General features: G+C 53.8%; 20 protein-coding genes. 8 read left to right on the plus strand and 12 right to left on the minus strand.

All coding sequences use genetic code 11. The features are described 5' to 3' along the window. The first annotated feature begins 183 nt into the window (after positions 1–183). Both ACQYWX_RS13955 and ACQYWX_RS13960 read left to right on the plus strand, forming a co-directional pair. Complete coding sequence (locus tag ACQYWX_RS13955; RefSeq protein ID WP_431689218.1) at positions 184–1,989, plus strand: carbohydrate-binding protein; 1,806 nt, start codon at positions 184–186, stop codon at positions 1,987–1,989. Positions 1,990–2,248: 259 nt separating this feature from the next. Beyond that, complete coding sequence (locus tag ACQYWX_RS13960; protein ID WP_431689219.1) at positions 2,249–2,644, plus strand: hypothetical protein; 396 nt, start codon at positions 2,249–2,251, stop codon at positions 2,642–2,644. 656 nt (positions 2,645–3,300) lie between these two features. Here the strand turns inward: ACQYWX_RS13960 and ACQYWX_RS13965 are convergent. The 3 genes from ACQYWX_RS13965 to ACQYWX_RS13975 are packed head-to-tail and all read right to left on the minus strand — an operon-like array spanning position 3,301 to position 5,149. After that, positions 3,301–3,795, minus strand: a complete 495-nt coding sequence (locus ACQYWX_RS13965; protein WP_431689220.1) for a hypothetical protein — start codon at positions 3,793–3,795, stop codon at positions 3,301–3,303. A gap of 18 nt (positions 3,796–3,813) precedes the next feature. Continuing rightward, a complete protein-coding gene (locus ACQYWX_RS13970) occupies positions 3,814–4,410 on the minus strand; it encodes a hypothetical protein (RefSeq protein WP_431689221.1) in 597 nt (198 codons plus the stop codon). Positions 4,411–4,420: 10 nt separating this feature from the next. Next, the gene (locus ACQYWX_RS13975) at positions 4,421–5,149 is read right to left on the minus strand and encodes a HupE/UreJ family protein (RefSeq protein WP_431689222.1); all 729 of its coding nucleotides are present in this window, start codon (positions 5,147–5,149) and stop codon (positions 4,421–4,423) included. A gap of 220 nt (positions 5,150–5,369) precedes the next feature. On the opposite strand from ACQYWX_RS13975, the gene ACQYWX_RS13980 reads away from it, so the two are divergent. Further along, positions 5,370–5,753, plus strand: a complete 384-nt coding sequence (locus ACQYWX_RS13980) for a hypothetical protein (RefSeq protein ID WP_431689223.1) — start codon at positions 5,370–5,372, stop codon at positions 5,751–5,753. A gap of 65 nt (positions 5,754–5,818) precedes the next feature. Then, positions 5,819–6,553: a hypothetical protein gene (locus ACQYWX_RS13985; RefSeq protein ID WP_431689224.1), complete on the plus strand. Its 735-nt coding sequence runs from the start codon at positions 5,819–5,821 to the stop codon at positions 6,551–6,553. Positions 6,554–6,582: 29 nt separating this feature from the next. Here the strand turns inward: ACQYWX_RS13985 and ACQYWX_RS13990 are convergent, their stop codons facing one another. Next, on the minus strand, positions 6,583–6,969 hold the full coding sequence (locus ACQYWX_RS13990; RefSeq protein WP_431689225.1) for a winged helix-turn-helix transcriptional regulator: 387 nt from the start codon (positions 6,967–6,969) through the stop codon (positions 6,583–6,585). 78 nt (positions 6,970–7,047) lie between these two features. Here ACQYWX_RS13990 and ACQYWX_RS13995 point away from each other — a divergent pair, with 78 nt between their 5' ends. Further along, positions 7,048–7,800, plus strand: a complete 753-nt coding sequence (locus ACQYWX_RS13995) for an SDR family oxidoreductase (RefSeq protein WP_431689226.1) — start codon at positions 7,048–7,050, stop codon at positions 7,798–7,800. Positions 7,801–7,978: 178 nt separating this feature from the next. Here ACQYWX_RS13995 and ACQYWX_RS14000 read toward each other — a convergent pair whose 3' ends face one another. Next, positions 7,979–8,338, minus strand: coding sequence for a hypothetical protein (locus tag ACQYWX_RS14000; RefSeq protein ID WP_431689227.1), 360 nt, complete (start codon positions 8,336–8,338; stop codon positions 7,979–7,981). Between the two features lie 389 nt (positions 8,339–8,727). On the opposite strand from ACQYWX_RS14000, the gene ACQYWX_RS14005 reads away from it, so the two are divergent. After that, entirely contained in the window at positions 8,728–9,018 is a 291-nt protein-coding gene (locus ACQYWX_RS14005) for a hypothetical protein (RefSeq protein ID WP_216736163.1), read from the plus strand. A gap of 43 nt (positions 9,019–9,061) precedes the next feature. Here the strand turns inward: ACQYWX_RS14005 and ACQYWX_RS14010 are convergent, their stop codons facing one another. From ACQYWX_RS14010 to ACQYWX_RS14040, 7 genes are all read right to left on the minus strand, one after another. Beyond that, entirely contained in the window at positions 9,062–10,396 is a 1,335-nt protein-coding gene (locus tag ACQYWX_RS14010) for a magnesium transporter (protein ID WP_216736164.1), read from the minus strand. A gap of 51 nt (positions 10,397–10,447) precedes the next feature. Continuing rightward, entirely contained in the window at positions 10,448–11,275 is an 828-nt protein-coding gene (locus ACQYWX_RS14015) for a magnesium transporter MgtE N-terminal domain-containing protein (protein ID WP_431689228.1), read from the minus strand. A 36-nt stretch (positions 11,276–11,311) separates the two neighbouring features. Further along, the gene (locus ACQYWX_RS14020; RefSeq protein ID WP_216736166.1) at positions 11,312–12,172 is read right to left on the minus strand and encodes a mechanosensitive ion channel family protein; all 861 of its coding nucleotides are present in this window, start codon (positions 12,170–12,172) and stop codon (positions 11,312–11,314) included. A 59-nt stretch (positions 12,173–12,231) separates the two neighbouring features. Continuing rightward, positions 12,232–13,146, minus strand: coding sequence for a 30S ribosomal protein S6--L-glutamate ligase (gene rimK, locus ACQYWX_RS14025; protein WP_216736167.1), 915 nt, complete (start codon positions 13,144–13,146; stop codon positions 12,232–12,234). 301 nt (positions 13,147–13,447) lie between these two features. Next, positions 13,448–14,053 (minus strand): hypothetical protein, encoded by a 606-nt coding sequence (locus tag ACQYWX_RS14030; protein WP_431689230.1) that lies wholly within the window; start codon positions 14,051–14,053, stop codon positions 13,448–13,450. 152 nt (positions 14,054–14,205) lie between these two features. Further along, positions 14,206–15,045 carry an alpha/beta fold hydrolase gene (locus ACQYWX_RS14035; protein ID WP_431689231.1) on the minus strand — a complete coding sequence of 280 codons (840 nt, stop codon included), beginning with the start codon at positions 15,043–15,045 and terminating at the stop codon, positions 14,206–14,208. 157 nt (positions 15,046–15,202) lie between these two features. Beyond that, positions 15,203–16,381 (minus strand): ATP-binding response regulator, encoded by a 1,179-nt coding sequence (locus ACQYWX_RS14040; RefSeq protein ID WP_216736169.1) that lies wholly within the window; start codon positions 16,379–16,381, stop codon positions 15,203–15,205. Between the two features lie 296 nt (positions 16,382–16,677). On the opposite strand from ACQYWX_RS14040, the gene ACQYWX_RS14045 reads away from it, so the two are divergent. Next, the gene (locus tag ACQYWX_RS14045) at positions 16,678–18,384 is read left to right on the plus strand and encodes a putative bifunctional diguanylate cyclase/phosphodiesterase (protein WP_431689232.1); all 1,707 of its coding nucleotides are present in this window, start codon (positions 16,678–16,680) and stop codon (positions 18,382–18,384) included. A 203-nt stretch (positions 18,385–18,587) separates the two neighbouring features. Next, positions 18,588–18,956: a response regulator gene (locus ACQYWX_RS14050; protein WP_127970285.1), complete on the plus strand. Its 369-nt coding sequence runs from the start codon at positions 18,588–18,590 to the stop codon at positions 18,954–18,956. Positions 18,957–18,965: the final 9 nt, after the last annotated feature.

An 18,965-nucleotide genomic window follows, 5' to 3' on the forward strand; every position in this document is an offset into this window, starting at 1 on the left:
TTCCTGTTCGTTTCCTGCGTTATTCCATTCGATTGATAAGCGTTGGCGAGGTCGTACACATAGGCGCGAAGGCCTGCGCTTCAAAACATGGACTCCTACGCCATTTGGGGGGCGTTTGGGACGTATTCCCACTCTAGACTCGGGAGTGCGCCCTAATAACGACGACCAAAAAGGACTGGATTCATGCCAAAGAAGAAATTTCGACTCGCCCTTTTATCCGCTCAGCTGCTGCTCGTGGGCATCGGCGCCGCTGGCGCGCAGAGCGTTTTCGCCGCCGACTGCCCCGCCAACTGGGCTGAAGGAGCCCAATATCAAGTCGCGCAGGAAGTGCTGTATCAAGGCGATATCTATCGCGCACTGGTGACGCACACCGCCTATCCCGGCGCTGGCTGGACGCCGGAGGTGGGATCTCTATGGGAACGAGTCGGGCCCGCTGATTGTGATGATGATAGCGACGGTGGCGATAACGGCGACGGCGACAGCGGAGGTGAGGATGGCGATGGTGGAGATCATGGCGGCGGCGAAGGTCCTTATAATGGCGCGCCCATTCCGATACCGGGTGTACTGGAGGCGGAGCACTATGATTACGGCGCTTTCCAGGACACCACTCCCACCAACGAAGGCGGAGCTTTGCGCCAGGATGCTGTGGATATCGAGCCCAGCACGAGCAATGGCTATAACATCGGCTGGATCGAGCCCGGGGAATGGTTGGAATACAGCGTTAACGTCAGCGAAGGCGGCGTTTACACCATGTCCTCACTGGTTGCGGCGGAAAGCGTCGAAGGCCGCTTCGCGGTGAGCATTGACGGCGCCAGGGCGGTGGAAGTGACGGCGCCTGTGACTGGCGGCTGGCAGAATTGGACCTGGGTGGACGCCGGCATTGAGTTAAGCCCAGGCGCGCACACGCTGAGAGTCACCATGCTGCAATCCGGCTTCAACCTGAACGCCCTGCAATTCACGCTGGGGGACGGCCCGGGGCCAGACCCTGACGTATCCCGCCTGTGGGCCGGCGCCAACCAGTATCAGCTTGCGCATATGTCCGAGGCGGATCGTCGCAAACAATTGCAGGCGATGAAGGACAGTGGATTGAAAGTCTTACGCGTTTTTGTCACGCGCAGGGGCGATGCGCCATGGGAGATCCAACCCAAGGGCTGGACCTATGAGGAACCATTGGGCGTATACCACGACGATCAGCTGGAGAAAATGGATAAGCTGATGCAAGAGTGCCAGGAGATGGGCATAAAGATGGTGCTGGCGTTGATCAACTTCGCTTATGCTCAGGACTCCAACTCAGTCTATTACAATGCTTTCGGCCCTGTCGGGATGTATCAGCAGGATGCGATAGACGCCTATAAAAAACGCTTCTCCCACTTCCTTAACCATCAAAACCCTTATCTCGGCAATAAGAAATGGAAGGACATTAACGATGTGGTGCTGGCCTGGGAAATCGCCAATGAATCCGGCGTCTCTCTGGCGGATGAGAACCTGTCGAACGATCAGAAATACAATATCCACCGCAACTTCCTGACCCAGATGGCCGCCCACCTGAAAGCGGAAGACCCGGACACCTATGTCGCCCTGGGGATCGCTGGCTACGATAAGTACTACAACAAAGGCAGCGCCGACGATATTAAAACACTGGGCGACATTCCGGCGGCGGATATCTATACCTTGCACTATTACGGCGGCGACCTGGATCAGTGGTTGAACGACGCTCTGCCGTCAGTGCGACAGTGGGGCAAACTGTTGTTCGTGGAAGAGTTTGGTAAAGAGCGCAAGGTGGGGATGGAGGCGATGACGAATGAATACCGCCATGTAGCGGAGACTGCGAGGCGTCGTGGCATCCCCTGGATGTTCTGGCGCATGGGATTGCGCAAGGATGAGAATACCTGGTCGGTCATGAATGACGATGGCGTCTGGCGCGACGTGATTGATCCCGAATCAAAGCGGATATCGGAGATTGAAACCAGCGATCCCTGGTTGCGTTAGTCTTACTAGTCTTATCAGTCCTATTAGTCCAGCAGACAAGTAACTTCCTTCTATTTGTGTGCGAATGACAGGTTGTCTGCGGATGACAGGGATGAGAATAGTTGACCTTGTGTTACTATTTCTCCGGCTTAAATGGAGGCGTCGGATGCATTAAATCCGACGCCTCCTGAACCGACCATTGTCTGACCTGTCCCACAAACATATTGAGAGCCTGTGAAGACGTATCTGCGCCAACACGCCGCTCTCGTGAGGAGAAAACATGCCGAAGGGAATCAAAGTCATATCCATCATCAACACAGTTTTTTTGTTGCTCAACCTGGTGCTGGTCATCATCGTAGCTGATGATTTATCCCGCTATGTGCTGATGGCGAATTGCGTTGCCTGGACCCTGTGCGGACCCTTGCTGTGGGTGCGCTCGAAGTATGTCTGGATGCTGGCCAGACCCTTGATATACGGCTGGGCGTTACTGACGGTATTCGGCATGTTGATGGGAGATTGGGCGTCTTTGATTGTTAGTTTGATCACCGGTATTCCGTTTCTGGTCTACATCATTGGCGTTCGCGGATACCTGAATGAAGACCACGTCAGAGCCTACTTTGGCGTACCGCCAAGTGAAGTGAAAACAACTCAGGGAGATGAAACCGCTCCGGCGTGAGCTGGAACTCTGGTTTTATATCATCCGATTCCCTGGCCATATTCCCCGTTCGCCCTGAGCCTGTCGAAGGGCTTTTCAGAGCGCTAGTTTGAAACCGCCATATGCGTTATGACTCTGGGATAGGGGGCTTTTCGTTTTATTCGCCCGGGAGGGCCCTTCGACAAGCTCAGGGCGAACGGAGTGGGGATAAGCGTTGGAGGGTGATTGTAGGACGGTTTAGCTGGATCTGATTGGAAGGATTCTGACCGGAAGGATGGATGGCGCTGGGTGAAAAACTGTGTGTCCTAAGTGTTGAGATCAACTTAGATCTCACGCGAAAGGAAAACCTGACTAACTCCTCCTGAGCAATTTAACTTTCCAGCTCCCATATTCCCCGTTCGCCCTGAGCTTGTCGAAGGGCTTCCCAGAGCGTTGGTTTGAAACTGCCATATGCGTCACGACTCTGGGTTAGGGTGTTTTCCGTTTATTCGCCCGGGAGGGCCCTTCGACAAGCTCAGGGCGAACGGAGTAGGAATAAGCGCGAGGGGAAATACATTCTAATGATCCTTGAGGATCGTGTGATGGCGCTGTGCCCAAGAGGGCCCTTCGGCAGGCTCAGGGCGAACGGAGTGCGGATAAGTGTGGGAGTAGAAATGAGCGTGGGTGGATGTTTGGGATTATTCAAAAGCCTGTTTGTATTCAAGCATGGGTTTTTGCGTTGCTTCCAGGACTTCTTCTTTGGTGAAGGATATGACGTTGCTGGTGTAGTCTGGAATTATCATGGGGTCGTATCTTAGCTGGAAGTCGATGCGGTCGAATTCGAATGTTTTCAGATACGTGAGACATTCGTGAAAGCTTCTGTAATTGGGATATACGCCGTCCAGTGTGCCATCAAAGAAATCCACTTCGTCATTGCCTTTCACGATTGTGGCTCGGAATTGATTGAGGAAATCTTCCGTATCTATCGGTTGATCCGACTTAAACGTAATCACCAAATAATCGCCATCAAATAAGTAGGGATCGCCGTTCGCCCACTTTTTAGTTTCTTTGACGTCAATGGGTAACAGCTCGGCGTGGCTGATTGTCAGTTTCTGTGTGGAGCAGCCGAACAGGAAGGTGGCAAGCAGCGTCAGCACAGCCAGTCTTAACTCTTTCTGTATCTTCTTTGACATGGCGTGAAGCCCCTGCGACTACAGCTTATAAAGTTTCTCGTAAAAACCAGTTGTGGTGACGGTTACGGTGACGGGTTGATTGCCGCCGTTGTGCCAGTACCAGCCGTGAACGCCTTCGAAGGGGGCCTGGAAGGCGCCGTTGGCGTTGGTTTTATTTCTGCCTACCCAATAGCTGGTGAATTCGTCGCCGGCATTGGGGCGTTCGCCGTGCATGTCGAAGTTGACGGGGCCTTGCGATTCCCATTTGAACATGAAGCGGTCGCCCTCCTGCATTTGCGCTTTGATCTCGGCGCCTTCATTGGGACCGAGAGTGATGGTCAGGGTGTCGTTGCGCAGTGGAGCGTTGCTTTTCCATACCGGGTTGAGCAGGGAGGCGAGTTGGGCGTCGCTGATCATGGGGTCTTCCACCGGCTCTGCTGCTTCCTGTGGGGCGATGGCGTTGAGCTGGGTCAGGCCCAGGTAGCCGCCGACGCCGGTGGGATCGATGCCGTATTCCGCTGGCAGCACTGTCGTGACGAGCAGGCCCGCGCCAACTACCATGGCGATCGCGGTTGCTTTAAACAGTGTTTTGCTGGATGGCGATTCAGCGCGGTTGCGGTGGGTGATGTCATGCATGTCGATTATCTCAAGAACTCACGAAAAAGCCGGTGAGTTGGTAGCCTATTAACATAAATCCGGCGCTCATCAGGAGCACATTGGCGGTGAAGGCCTGCTTGGCGAAGGCGTCGGTTTTGCGCCAGAAACTCATGATAATGAGAATGGCGCTCAGCGCCAGTAACTGACCGATTTCCACGCCCACATTAAAGGCGATGATATTGGGGATCAGGCCATCCTGGGACAGGGTGAAATCCTGCAGCTTCGTCGCCAGTCCGAAGCCGTGAAAAAAGCCGAAGATAAGCACAGCCGCTTTGGTATTGGGCTGAAAGCCGAACCAGCGAGGGTAAGCGCCAAGATTATCCAGGGCCTTGTAGACAACGGAAAGACCGATGATGGCGTCGATCAGATAAGGGTTAACCTGGGCGCCGCTCAACACGCCATACAATAAGGTGACGCTGTGGCCGATGGCGAATAGCGTGACGTAAACGCCAATGTCTTTCATCCGATACAGGAAAAAAATCACGCCGATAAGAAACAGCAGGTGATCATAGCCCGTCACCATGTGCTTGGCTCCGAGATAGATAAAGGGAATCAGGTGCATGCCTTCCGCCTGTTCGATGAACAGCGCGTCGCCTTCCGCCACGCCGTGCGCGAACACGGGAGACGCAACGATGGCGAGAAACAGCAGGAAGAGAATGAAGGGACCGCGTGCGCTAAGCGTCGTATTTTTATATTGAGCTGAAGAAATCAAAACCACCCGGCATGGCCTCCGAAGTCTGTGTATGAGGTCGCTGTCGTAAATGCCGAAAAACTATAGCCCAGCTGCATGGCCGAACCTATCAGCCGAAATGCTGAACTTGTCGCTTTTGTGAAGAGTACGGCGAAGGTTATGCCTCCCGGCGGGGGCTCGCAAGCGTTGAAGTCTGGGATCTGTTATTGCGATACTCGTCAGTCCCATCTCATGCCTCAATTTGATTATGGCCAAGAAACGCAAAACGAAACCTTCGCCCAAAAATCCCCTGGACGCCAGTTGGCTGCTGGCGGAGGCGGATAAGCGCGACCAGCTGGAGGCGAGGGCGGCCAGAATTAGCGCCAGAAACGCCCGCATCGCCAGTAAAGTCGTGAATGAACTGGTGCGGACGGACGCCGACTGGGAGCAAATCTTCAAAGCGCTGAATCCCCGTAAAGACGAGAAAATTCAAACACTGCTGCTAAGATTCCGCGGCCCGCACATGTTCGCCCCCCATGTGGCGTTGAACATCCTGCAACACTGCCTCGAAGCGAATCCGACCCTGGATTTGAATGGCTTGGTAAACGCGGCGGTTGATGAATCAGGTAAAGTGACGAAGTTTAGAAGTTAGTGGGGCGGCTCAAATGAAGCTTTCTATCTTGTCCCGTTAATTGCGAAATCCGTGGAGCTTTTATAATGCAGTTTATGAAAATAGTTGAGAGGCTTGTAGAGTACTATGATCCTATGCTTCAGCATATTATAAGCTTGCTGAAAAAAAGTGATTATAGACAGCCCATTGATGGCGATTTTATCGCCATCGGCTATGAGCAGTTTAGACTTCGATACAACTATATGTTTGGCGACTCTGTATGTGACATAGATGACCTAAGTGACATAAATCTGGGAGAGTCAATTGTTAAAGAAATTGAAGTAGAACTATTGAATAATGGCATATTCGTTAGAGAGTACGAGGACGATGAAGGCGAATGGGAGGTTGACGACTCCGAAGCGTTTCTTGAGTTGATCGTGTTTGCGGCTCTACCATTGGTATTGCTCATGTGTAGACAACGTTTAGCCGAGTCAGGCTTGACTCTGGATGGTATTAATTGGATTGTATTTGACGATGCAGAGGGAATGCCTGGCCAAGCGAATTTGTATATGAAAAGCGATGTGGGCGACACAGATTCTGTTATCGCACTTCAGTGGTTAGCGTCTATTAGTTCAGATGAAAAAATTGCTCGTTTCTTACAAACAATTTACATACTCAGGTTTTCGGGATTCTCAACTAGTAGGAATAAGATAAAACGAAAATCTATTTTAGAGGCGTTTCTCACTACGATTTCTGGAGAGCACGTGGCTCTTACTTCTGAAGACTGGCTGGACTGTGAGCATATTTGGGACGTGGCGCTGAAATGCTTCCCAGAGCTCTGACATTTGCAGTTTCCATAATCGCTGCCCTTTTAACTCGCGTTATTCCGACTATTCGTCAATAACTCATCCCGATGCTCGGTCATCCACTGCGCCAGTGAGTCCAGTGTGGGTTTCAGCGTTTTTCCGAGTTCTGTAATCTGATACTCAACTCGTGGCGGCATTTCCGGGTATTCCTGTCTGGATACGATGCCTAATGATTCGAACGTCCTGAGTTGCTTGGTTAATTCTTTTTGCGTAATGCCGCCAATGCCTCTTTGCAGGGCGCCAAATCGAATAATATCGTCGGTAATAATTAAGCGATATAAGGTGGGGATCGCCCATTTTCCGGAAACGATATTGATGAAATCCGTCATTGGACAACGTGAATCGTCCTGAATTTTTTTATCCGAATGACTGATTTTCTCTTTAGTATCCATTTGGAACCTACTGTTTTAACCAAAATAGCCTGCCTATACTATAAATCCTCTAATGAATTGCAAGTAAAGGCGAGTAGTATGTCGAAAAGGCTGGATGGGAAATATGCATTAATTACAGGTGGAACAGCGGGTATTGGTTTGGAAACCGCTAAGCAATTTCAACTTGAAGGGGCGACCGTTGCCGTCACGGGCCGTAATGAATCTGGTTTGCAATATGCGCAGGATCAACTGGGAGAGTCGGCGCTGGTTATAAAGAATGATGCTGGCAAAGTAGATCAACAAACTATATTGGCTCAGCAATTATCTGAAAAATTTCCGCGTATCGATATTGTATATATCAATGCCGGTGATGTAACCCATAAACCATTGGATAAATGGGACGAAGAGTGTTTTGACAGAGTGATGGACATTAACTTGAAAGGGCCCTTCTTTTTAATTCAGTCATTGCTCCCTTTATTGTCTGACTTGGCATCCATTATTTTATGCGGTAGCGTTTCAGCCCAGATCGGGTTGGCGCAAAGCAGTGTGTACGCGGCGAGCAAAGCGGGACTTAATTCTTTATCCCGGACGCTATCCGGGGAGCTGCATCACAAAGGAATTCGGGTTAATACTCTCAGCCCTGGGCCTACTTATACCGACGCTTTTCAGAAATTTGGTTTATCGGAGGAGAAACAGCAGGAACTGATCGAGGAGGTTAAGGAACTCGTGCCGTTAAAGCGCATGGGAACGCCATTGGAACTGGCGAAAGCCGCCGTTTTTCTGGCGTCGGATGAGTCGGCTTACATGTTGGGAGCAGAGCTGTTGGTGGACGGCGGAGTGGGAAATATATAATTGGGAAAGATTTTTCTTCTTTAAAAGAATCAACCTGACATTACCGGTAACCGTCAGGTGTAAATACCGCTATGGTTGGCCTGGAGGGGCGATCCCAGCGTAATAACTCAACGTATAATCGCGAGACCTTAATAAGGTTCTATCTATGGCCGGGCGCCCCCATATTCTTTTTCAGCGATTACCTTTTTAAGTTGATGATAAAGTCGTTTTCGTCAGCGTGGCCAATGACCTGCGGCTCTTCCAGTTTCACCAGGACTTGTGAGTTGAAGGCGTGGCTTGCTTCTGGTTCTTTCGCATTGCTGATAAAATCAACATCCACGATGTAATCGGCGTTCTGCTTCTGAATTTTTCCAGATAGTTGCACGCTCTTCGTATCCGTTTCCATGGCGCCGGCGAAGGCGTTGTTTTCGTCGATAGGCGCTGATATTAAGGTATCGCCGTAAGTGAACACCACCTGGGTCGGCTCCGAGGGTTGATTCGACGCACAGCCGATTAATAGTGAGCACATTGCGAGCATTAATTGGGACTTGATCTTCATTCTGCTATGTCTATAAATTTCCAAAAAAGAGCGCTAACTATTCGTTGTTTTATTAACGATGTAAAGTTAACAATTCCAACTACTTAGGCCGCATTGGAAAATTCTTGAGCAAGCCTGAAAGGGCGGTCTTTTTTTCTGGTGTAGTTTGATAATGATCTGGCCAAAAGTTTGGGTTTATTTTCGTTATGAAGCGCTCGCATTTTCGCTTGGGATCTGTTTACACTGAAACTTCGTAATCACCCCGTTGAAATTTAAAGAGCGGCAAAACTTATCGAGTTGCAGCCGGGCATGACGGCGCGAAAGCGTATGAATCACCGCCCGCCGATGGAAGATTGTTCCTGGCGCTTCTCCATAACACTCAAACCAATGATTAAAGGCAGGAGCAAACTGTGTACGTAATGCTGCATGAACCGGGCTCGTGGTTTCTTTTCGAGCAGGACACGAAGTTCTATCTCGACGCCAGATGTTCTCGCTCGTTTGTGGATTTTTCCATTCTCATCGAACTCAATGAGGAGGAGAGTGAGGCGTATCAAGCTGAAGGCAAGGCGTTCATTGATCAATTGGCGACGCGCATCAACGCCTGTCAGAACGAGTTTTTGCCCAGAGACATCACCAATGCTCATCTGGCCGCAGTGAGCCAGGCGGTTTCCGAGTGGCGGGAAACCACCGTCAGGCATTAATTGTCGTTAGTGACTGGTCTGGCCTGTCTACATCAGCAAGCCTCTATCCCTCGGGCAAGAGTCCCGACAGCAAGGTCGCAATCCCCAGAAATGACATAAAACCGGCGATGTCGGTCACCGTCGTCAGGACGATGGAAGAGGATTGCGCCGGGTCCAGGCCGAGTTTCTTGAGCGCCATGGGCACCAGGGCGCCGGCGCCGCAGGCGATGGTCAGAGACAACACCATCGCGAGGGCGATGATCAGCGCGAGGCCAATAGAGCGGCTCCAGATCCAGACGCCGATAGCGCAGGTCACGGCGATAATGACGCCGTTGAGAAAACCGGCGAAGCTCTCTTTGCGAAACACCTGTCCCATATTACGAATCGTGATCTCTTTGAGAATCAGGCCGCGCATGGTTACCGCCAGGGCCTGAGCGCCGGCGTTGCCGCTTTGGCCCGCCGCCACGGGCAGCAAGATCGCCAGGGCGGTGTACTTGGAAATAATGCCTTCGAAGGCGCCGACCACGCCAGCGGCTACAAACGCCGTCACCAGATTGATCTGCAGCCAGGGCATGCGTTTGCGTACGGCGAACCAACTGCTGGAAAGCGCTTTTTCATCCTTGCTCGCGCCCACCATCGACGCGATATCGGAGGCGAGGTCTTCCTTGGTGCGCTGATAAATATCCGCGCTGCGAATCAGGCCAACCACCTGGTCATGCACGTCCAGCACCGGAAGGCTGTTGGCGCGCATCCCTTCGAACTTTTCGATGACGTCGTCGACCGGGTCCAGGGTGCTGAACGACGCGGTGATGGGACGCACGATTTTCGAGGCTTTGTCCTTGGCGTTGGCGAGAATCAGATCGCTCAACTCAAAAATCCCGATGACGTTGCGCTCATCGTTGATCAGGAAAAAGGCGTCCATGTGTTTGGGGCGTCGGTACTTAATCTGCTGCAGCACTTCTTCTACGGTTAGATCTGCGTGAAACATCTGCACTCGGGCGTCCATCATGCGGCCCGCCGTGTTGAGCGGATAAGAGAGCAGTTCGGTCAGTTCCTTCTCTGTCGCTTTTTCCGTCGCGGCGATGCGCGCCAGAATCGCCTCTCTTTGCTCGTCCTCCAGACGGGACAGCAGCGCGGCGGTAAGTTGAATATCCAGCTTCAGCAGCAGCTCCATCGCGGCCGCCGGCTCCCAGTTCGCGATCAACTGTTCGCCCAGACCGGGAGGCATATAGGGAAACAGATTGGCGACGACGGACGCGGGTTGCTGGCTCAGGAGCGAGACCGCCTCCTGATTCGGCATCTTGGCGATTTCACGTGCGGCCTTGGCGGGAAAGCGCAGCAGATAAGCATCTGTCAGCTGTTGCGCCGTGTCTTTGATGTAGGACGTTGTGTTATCCATAGAGATTCCTTGCCAGAAGTTCAGGCGCTATGAGCCTTGTCTGTGAGCCGGTCATACCAGGGAGTCGCGCACGGCCTCCACCATCGCCTGCATGCTTTCGCCATGGGCGCGCAGCAAATCCAACGCCGCCGATCCCGACGGCTTCTGCGGAGACGCCAGCCAGTCGGAGTGAGTAGACAGTAGCTCGCGTAATCGGCTGTGCCATATCACGCCCATGAATTCACTGTGGTGAAACACAACCGGCGCGAAATCCTGGGCGGTCCATAAGGGATGACTGGCGGCGTTGCTCAGAGATAGACGACTGTTCAGGCTGATCAAAGCGGGTTTGACCAGGGCCCCCAAAATCACCTGCTTGGGCGAGCGCAGCAGCTTGATCGCAGGGATGGCGCCCAGGGGCGACCGTTGCTGATCGAGTACGAAAACGACCCGCTCTTCCTGATATTCCCGCTTTTTCAGCCGGGTCATGGCGTCTTCCACGGTCATGTCGCGGGTGAAAACCGGAACGTCAATTTCGGTCCAGGCGCCCAGCATGCTGTTGCTGTAGGAAAGCAACTGCTGACACAGCGTGCGCCGCGCCAGCGGCAGCAGGTTCAGCACGGTTTCCCGACGTTTGGGCGGCAGGTGACGCAGAATATTGCAGAGCTGGTGCGCGCCCATCTCGGCGGTCCACTGCGTGGCGCTGCTTTCCGGCGCAGCGTGAATCACCGTGGAGCAGAAACGCGGCAGCATTTCTTTCAACACGCTGATGGCGACGGGCAGGGGGGCGTTGGCGAGGAACTGCGCCACTTCTCCTGCGTCCCTGTCCTCCAGCAGTCGCGCCGCCGCTCTGGGCTCCTGGCGCAGGAAGCTGAACGCTAGCTGGTAGGTCTGATCGGTCATGGCGAAACTCCGTCTGTGTCAGGTCGCGGCGGCGGTTTATTTCTCTTTGGCGTGGTTGGCGGCTCCAGCCCTTATCTGGCTGATGTGCTCCATGAAAAAGGAGCCGGGAATCGCGGTTCTGCCTTGCGGGGTTTCCAGCACGATGACGGAACTGGTGATGTCGACGACCACGCCGTCCACGCCGGCGATGCTGACTTCATCCCCCAGTTGCACCAGCTTGTTCACCTGCTGGGAGCCGATGATGTTCGCCACCAGATATTTGGCGCCGAGGGCGAAGGCTAAGGAGAAGCCTCCGGCGATGACGGCGGAGAGAATGATGGTGAACTGGGTGAAGAACTGGATGTTGATGCCGATCTGCTCGATGCCGATCACCACAGCGATAAAAATCACCGTGAACTGCACGCTGCGGCCGATCAGCGCCGACTGTCTGATCCCTACCGACTCCGCTGCGGAGGTCATCACCAGATTGATCACTTTGCTAAGCAGATAGCCCCCCAACATGATCAGCATGCCGGCGGCGAAATGAGGCAGGTAGAGCAGGAGCTGACTCATCCACTGGGAGACGATGTTCAACCCCAGACTGTTGGCGCCGGCGGCGATAAAGAACAGCAACACCAACCAGAAAACCGCTTTGCTGATGACGTTGGTGTAGGACTGCCGCAGCTTGAGGGAGGAGGGGCTGGTGGAGAAGCGCGCAAACAAGCGACCAAGCAATTTCTCCAGCAGAGTCACCCCGGTGCGCACGGCGCGCGCCAGCGCCAACGCGATGAAAAAGCCGAAGAAGAACAGCGCCAGCGCGCCCAGAATATTGGGCGTAAAGGCGATCAGTTGCTGTATTGTCTGCTCGTAAGTCTGATGTAAGAGTTCCCGCCAACCTTGAGTTTGTATCGGATCCATGGATGCTCTCTTAGTGATAACGAGGAAATAGACCGACCTCAACGCCGTCTACGGGCGTCTTATCCTTTCCCTTTGGGCTTATTCGGGCCGTTCCGCACGTCCTTAACAATGTAGTCGATGATGGCCCCGGCGATGTCTTTATTGGTGGCGCTTTCAATGCCTTTCAGGCCGGGGGAGGAATTGACCTCCAGCACCAGTGGACCGTGACTGGAGCGGATAATGTCCACCCCTGCCAGATCCAGCCCCATTACCGTGGCCGCCTGCACCGCCAGACGCCGCTCATCCGGACGCAGCTTCACCACCTGGGCGCTGCCGCCGCGATGCAGATTGGAGCGAAACTCTCCCGGTTGCGCGGTGCGCTGCATGGCGGCGACCACTTTATCGCCGATGACAAAACAACGGATGTCGCTGCCGCCGGCTTCTTTAATGAATTCCTGCACCAGGAAATCCGCCTTCAAACCGCGGAAGGCGTTGATCAGGGTCTCGGCGGCCTTATCCGTTTCCGCCAGCACTACGCCATTGCCATGAGTGCTGGCCATGACTTTCACGATCAAGGGCGCGCCGTTCACGGATTCGATCAGGTCATTGGTGGCGTCCGCCGAATGCGCGTAACTGGTTACCGGCTGCCCCACGCCTTTGCGGGCCAGAAGCTGATGGGCGCGCAGTTTGTCGCGGGACCGGGTAATGGCGATGGATTCGTTAATGGAATACACGCCGCTGACCTCAAACTGACGCAGCACCGCGCAGCCGTATGTGGTTACGCTGGCGCCGATGCGGGGGATCACCGCATCGAACTGCAATTCCTCAGAGACGCCGCCGCTGCGGTAGCGCACAGTAGGCGCATTGGTGGTGATGTTCATGTAGCACTTCAACACATCCACCACGCGCGGTTCATGCCCACGCTCGCGGGCCGCCTCCACCAGACGGGACGTTGAGTAGAGTTTGGAGTTTCTTGAGAGTATGCCTATTTTCATTTTTTTTATTCCTTGTGACGGTTGTGGGGCTACTGACATCCCTGTGACAGCCTGTCTGCCCCGGGCGAAAAGAAGGGGTTAATAGACGTTTTTGAAATAGGACTGCGATAAATTTTTGGACTGCTATGACTTCCAATGCAGCAACTGCGGACTGCAATCAATAAAGTATAGACCCGAAGTTGCATTCATTCTGTCTGAGTGACGGGAAATCAGGCGATCCGGCGCAAGCCTGTCGAGCTGGCGTAACTATGAACAAGCCTTGCGCAGCGCTGGTATTGCTGGTGTGAACGGGGAGATTGGGCTATCTGACGTTCATCAACCTGAAATTCATCAACCAGTGCCGGTCCGCTTCATTGCGATAACAGGCGTGGGCGAACTCGCGGAGAGAATTCTCAGAATTGAACAGCGCCGTGATGTCGCGTTTGATCGCGTCATCATAGAAGTGAGTGTCCTGCATAGTTTTTTTCCACAGTGAGAAATCGCCAGCCTCCTCAAACAGAACCACAAAGTCATCGGCGGTTGTATATCCTGCAGTTTGCACAAAGTCATAAACGGCATGCTCGATAACATGCAGATTGGTATTCCACAGTTTGCACATCAATGCGCCGGCGCTGAAAAACTCAAACTGATGGGGAGGAATGTCGGGAAACGTTTTGACCAGAAAGTCGTTGACCGGATCGTCTTCATCCACGTTGGGCGGCAGGGCGCAGTCATCACGGATTGGGTCTATTTGCAGTTCGGTAATCTGGTCATTTGCGTCAACCCAGAGGCACAGGTCAGGCCAATAACAGACTTGTCCGCGCAGAATATGTATTGATCCAATCGGCGTGTTTTCTGGCAGGTTTTTCCGTAATGCGTCTTCAGTGCAGGCGATCACAGCGTGGCGATAGATATCAAGGTTATACATGCGGTGGCGACTCTTAAGGGCGTTGCGTTTTTGTGGCGGCGGCGTTGTTTAAGCTCAACGCTAGCAGATGCCGCGACCAGTGGGAACCGACGCATTACTGTGGACCGTTGTTTAACTGCAGATAAGGGGCGTTGGCCCTTTGTTACGTTGAATCACTCTGAGGTCAGAAAATCCAGCAACGCCTGATTAAACAACTCTGGCTGGTCCATCAGCGGCAGGTGGCCGGCGCGGGGAATGCGATGCAGTTTTGCGTTTGGCATCAGTCTGGCGGCAGCTTCGCCGTGCTCGATGGCGAACAATTGGTCCTGCTCTCCCCAGATAATCAGCGTCTCATTGTGAATGCGCCGCAGGGCTTCCTCCGGCAAAGCCGCTACTGCCGCGCCACGGCCTTGTGTGAAGGCGTTTTTGCCGCCGGGGCGTTTGAGCACTTCAATGGAATAATGAGCATGATTGGGGTCCCGCTTGTCCGTATCGAACAGCAGCGAAGGCGTGAAAAAGCGATTCGCCAGCGCGGACGGAAAACTATTCAACCAGATCATGCCGACCATGGGACGCAAGGAAGGCCGCGCGCCTAATGCCGCAGCGTCCACCAACACCAGTTTGTCTACTTTGTCGGGGCAATCCAGAGCAAATTGCAGGGCGATGGCCCCGCCTTGGGACAGACCGACGATATGCGCTTTGGGAATGGCCAGCGCCGCCATGAACTCCTGCAGCCAGGCGGAAAAATAAGGGCGATCATAGGGGGCGTCGGGTTTGTCGGATTCGCCGTAACCGACGATGTCTGGCGCGATCACATGAAAGTGTCGAGATAGCGCGCCCAGAGAGGGATACCAAGTGACCGCGCCAGCTCCGGCGCCATGCAGACATATCACCGGCGCGCCGGCCCCGGCGGACAGGTAGGCGGTATTGATATTCCCGGCGCTGACCTGATTTTGCGTGACGGGGATTCCCATTTTATCTATCAGCGCCTGCCGATAGTTCACATTTTCCATTGGGTAACATCCTGAATTTTAAGCTGATCCATCGAAAATAGAGGCGCAGCCTAACGGGAGTGACGCGGTCAAGTCAATAAAATGGGGGTAAAATTAGCCGGGCGCGTCTGGACGCGCTCATTACGGATGAAAACGAAAGGAGTAGACGCCGCGCGCGTCAATAAATCATGTCGCAAGATCCTCCCGCCGAGGCGCGATAGGGGAGTCGGATGAAAAAGCTGCTGCCCTGGCCGAGTTCGCTTTTCACCTCGATACTGCCGCCATGCAGCAGCACCAGTTTGTGCACCAGGGCGAGGCCCAGACCGGTGCCTTCCACGTTTTTCTTTTTCATGGAGGACTCCGCCTGCTCAAAGGGCAGGAAGATACGCTGCAAGTCTTCTTCGGACACGCCACAGCCTTGATCGAACACCTGGATCAGCAATTCCTGGTCGTCATGCAGGCTGACCTTGAGACCCACTTGCTTACCCGAGTCGGTGAACTTGATGGCGTTGCTGAGCAGGTTGATGAGAATCTGCTTGACCCGCAGGGGATCAAGCTCCGCCGGGCCGATGTCTTCCTGTATGTCGGTCAGCAGCAGGATGCCATGGCGGGAGGCCTTTTCCTTGATAATGCCAATGACGCTGTTGACCAGAATTTCGATGTGGGTGGGCTGAATTTCCAGCTGCAGTTTCCCCGCTTCGATTTTGGACAGATCCAGTAAATCGTTGATGATGATCAACAGATAGGAGCCGCTGTCGTAGATCTCTTTGCAGTATTCCGTCTGCTTGGGATTCATTTCCCCCATCATGCCGTCCAGCAGCACTTCCGAGTATCCCAGTATCGCGTTGAGCGGAGTGCGCAGCTCATGGGACATGGAGGACAGGAAGTTGATCTTGTACTGATTGGACATGCCCAACTGCTTGTTCTGCTCCCGCAACTGTTGCTGGCTGCGCTTGAGCTCGTCGTCGAGACGCTTGTGCTGCAGATGGTGGCGGATGCGCGCCAGCATGACGGGGAAATCAACCGGCTTTTCAATGTAGTCGTTAGCGCCTTGCGCGAAGGCGCCGATGATGTCTTCATGGGCGTTTTTGGCGGTGACCATCAACACCGGCAGTTCGACGGAATTGAAGTCTTTCCTGAGAATCGCCAACACTTCCATGCCGTCCATTTCCGGCATCATGACGTCGAGCAGAATCAGATCGGGCGGTTGCGCCTCCACTTGCCGCAACGCCTCACGGCCGCTGAGTGCGATAGCACAGCGAAAGCCCTTACGCTCCAGGCGTCGGTTCAACAGGTCGCAGTTATTCTGGTTGTCGTCAACGATCAGAATGGATGCATTGTCCGATTGCTCTGTCATCACGCCCTCCAGGCGGAATTCGCCGCGGTCGCAGTCGTCGTTACGGGGGAGGGAAGCGACGCGCCGCCGGTTTCCCATCCCTGATCGCTTTGCGGAAGCGCTTATCTATAAAAACTACCGCTAATTTGACAAAAATCAAATTCAGAGCTGTATTAAGAGACAGATGCTCATGGAGCTGATTAGTCGGGCCAACGCCCGGATGCGAGACTCTTCCCCCGTGGCTATAGAGGGATCTTTCTTCGCTGATAATCCTTGTTCTGTAACATTCATCCTTTCAACGGCAGGAGCCTGTAGTCATGCACCCACTCACCGGTAGCAGGCTGCTTATTGTTGATGACGAGCAGCGCAACACCAAACTGCTTACGGATATCTTTCGGGCGCAGGGATTTGACGCCTTTCCTCTCAATGACGCCAATGAAGTGATTGGCGCCGTCGCCAGCTACGAGCCGGATTTGATTATTCTGGACGTTATGATGCCCGGTAAGACCGGGTTTGAGCTGACCCGCGAAATCAAGGCCCAGGAACACTGGAAACACATACCCATTATCCTTCTCACAGCACTGGCCGATCGCGATTCCTGTGTGTCGGGACTGGAGTGCGGCGCGGAGGATTACGTCAGCAAGCCGTTTAACCGGCGCGAACTGCTGGCGCGGGTGAACAACCTGCTCAAGCTTAAGAAGCTGCACGATTTTCAACATCAGAATCTGCGTCTGCTGGAGGAATACGATTCCGTCACCGGCCTGCCGAAGAAAGATATTTTGATGGAGTTGATCGACTCGCTCATCAAGCAGAAAAACAACGCCAGTGTCTGCGTGTGCGTCTGCGAAGTGGACATGGACCAGACTCTGATCGGCTTGCTCAGCAGTCATGACCGCGATCAGTCCGAACGTCAGGTCAGTCGCGCCGTGGTGGAGCGTATGTCGTCCATTTTCCCGCCAGGCATGCTGCTGGGCTGTCTCGGCTCCGGCAAATTTGGCGTGGTGCTTGAAGCGGATGAGGAGGAAGGCGCGGCGCATTTGCGTCAACTGCAGCAGAAATTGAGCCTGCCCATCCTGGTGGAAGGGCAGGAATTCTTACTCAAATTCTCTGTCGGATACGCGCCGCCGCCGCATCCCCGCGTAGAGTGGATCGTACTGTTTAACCATGCGGAAATCGCAGCGCTGGAAGCCAGGAAAGAAGGCGGCAATCTGGTGAAACGTTTTGCGCCGGAAATGGACGTGGAGAATCACGAACGCTGGTGGATGTCGCGGGCGCTGTTTCAGGCGGTGCGCGAACAACAGTTCGAGGTTTATTACCAGCCTCAGGTGGATATTCTGCAGGAGTCCCTGGTGGGTTTTGAGGCGTTGTTGCGCTGGAAAACCCCGGAGAAAGGCCAAATCAGCCCGGCGCGCTTTATCCCGCTGGCGGAGGAAAACGGGCAGATCTACGACATCAGTCTGTGGATGATGGAGCAGGTGTGCCAGCAGATTGCGCTCTGGAAACGGGCCGGCAAGCGCCTGCGCATGGCGATCAACATCTCGCCGGTGCAACTGCATCGGGATGAGTTCACCCAGGACTTCGTCGATCTTTTCACCCGCTATCATCTGTCCCCCAATGACTTCGAACTGGAGCTGACGGAAACCAGCCTGATGGACCCGAAAGGCGGCGGACAGTTGCGCGAGTTGTGGCGCCAGGGTTTCGATATCGCCATTGACGATTTCGGCACCGGCTACAGCAATCTGGAGTATCTGCGCAAATATCCTTTTAACCGTTTGAAGATCGACCGCTCGTTCATCTGCAATATCTGTGATTCCGGTGATGACTCCGCCATCGTTAAAGCCATAATGGCCATTGCTCAGCACATGGGCTTCAAGGTCATCGCCGAAGGCATAGAAACGGTGGACCAATTGGCGCGCCTGCGCAGTCTCGGCTGTCATGAGGCCCAAGGATATTTATTCAGCAAGCCGGCGCCCGCCGCCAACGCCACGGCCATGCTGTTCAATGGACTTAAGGCGCCGGCCTAGGGCGCCCTGAAAGGCGGGCGGGACTTGCATAGCTGGATTTTGTGGCTAAATTTTGAACTACACTTAATCTACTTTTATTGATTAATTATTTAGGACGGTATCTTAAGAGTTTGTTGATGATTCGGCGTCGCCACCCATGACGCCGAATTATTCACGGACGCGACTGGAAGACCAACAACGCACGGCGCTAATGGACGATTGCTATGGCGAAGACCATTCTGATCATTGACGATTCCATCTCTCTGCGGCAAATGGTGGACATCACGCTCAAGTCCGCAGGCTACAACGTAATACAGGCGGAAAACGGCCAGGACGCGCTGGGAAAGTTGCCTGACGCCAAGCCCAGCTTGATTGTCTGCGACGTGAACATGCCGGTCATGGACGGCATCTCCTTCGTCAAAGAGCTTAAAAGCCTGCCCGAATACAAATTCACGCCGGTCATCATGCTGACGACCGAAAGCACCGAAGATAAACGTATGGAAGGCCAGATGGCGGGCGCCAAGGCGTGGATGGTGAAACCGTTCCGTCCGGAAGCCATGCTTAAAGCCGTCCAGAAACTGATACTGCCCTGACGCGCAGTC

The organism is Hahella sp. NBU794, assembly GCF_050749805.1.
GTDB lineage: Bacteria > Pseudomonadota > Gammaproteobacteria > Pseudomonadales > Oleiphilaceae > Hahella.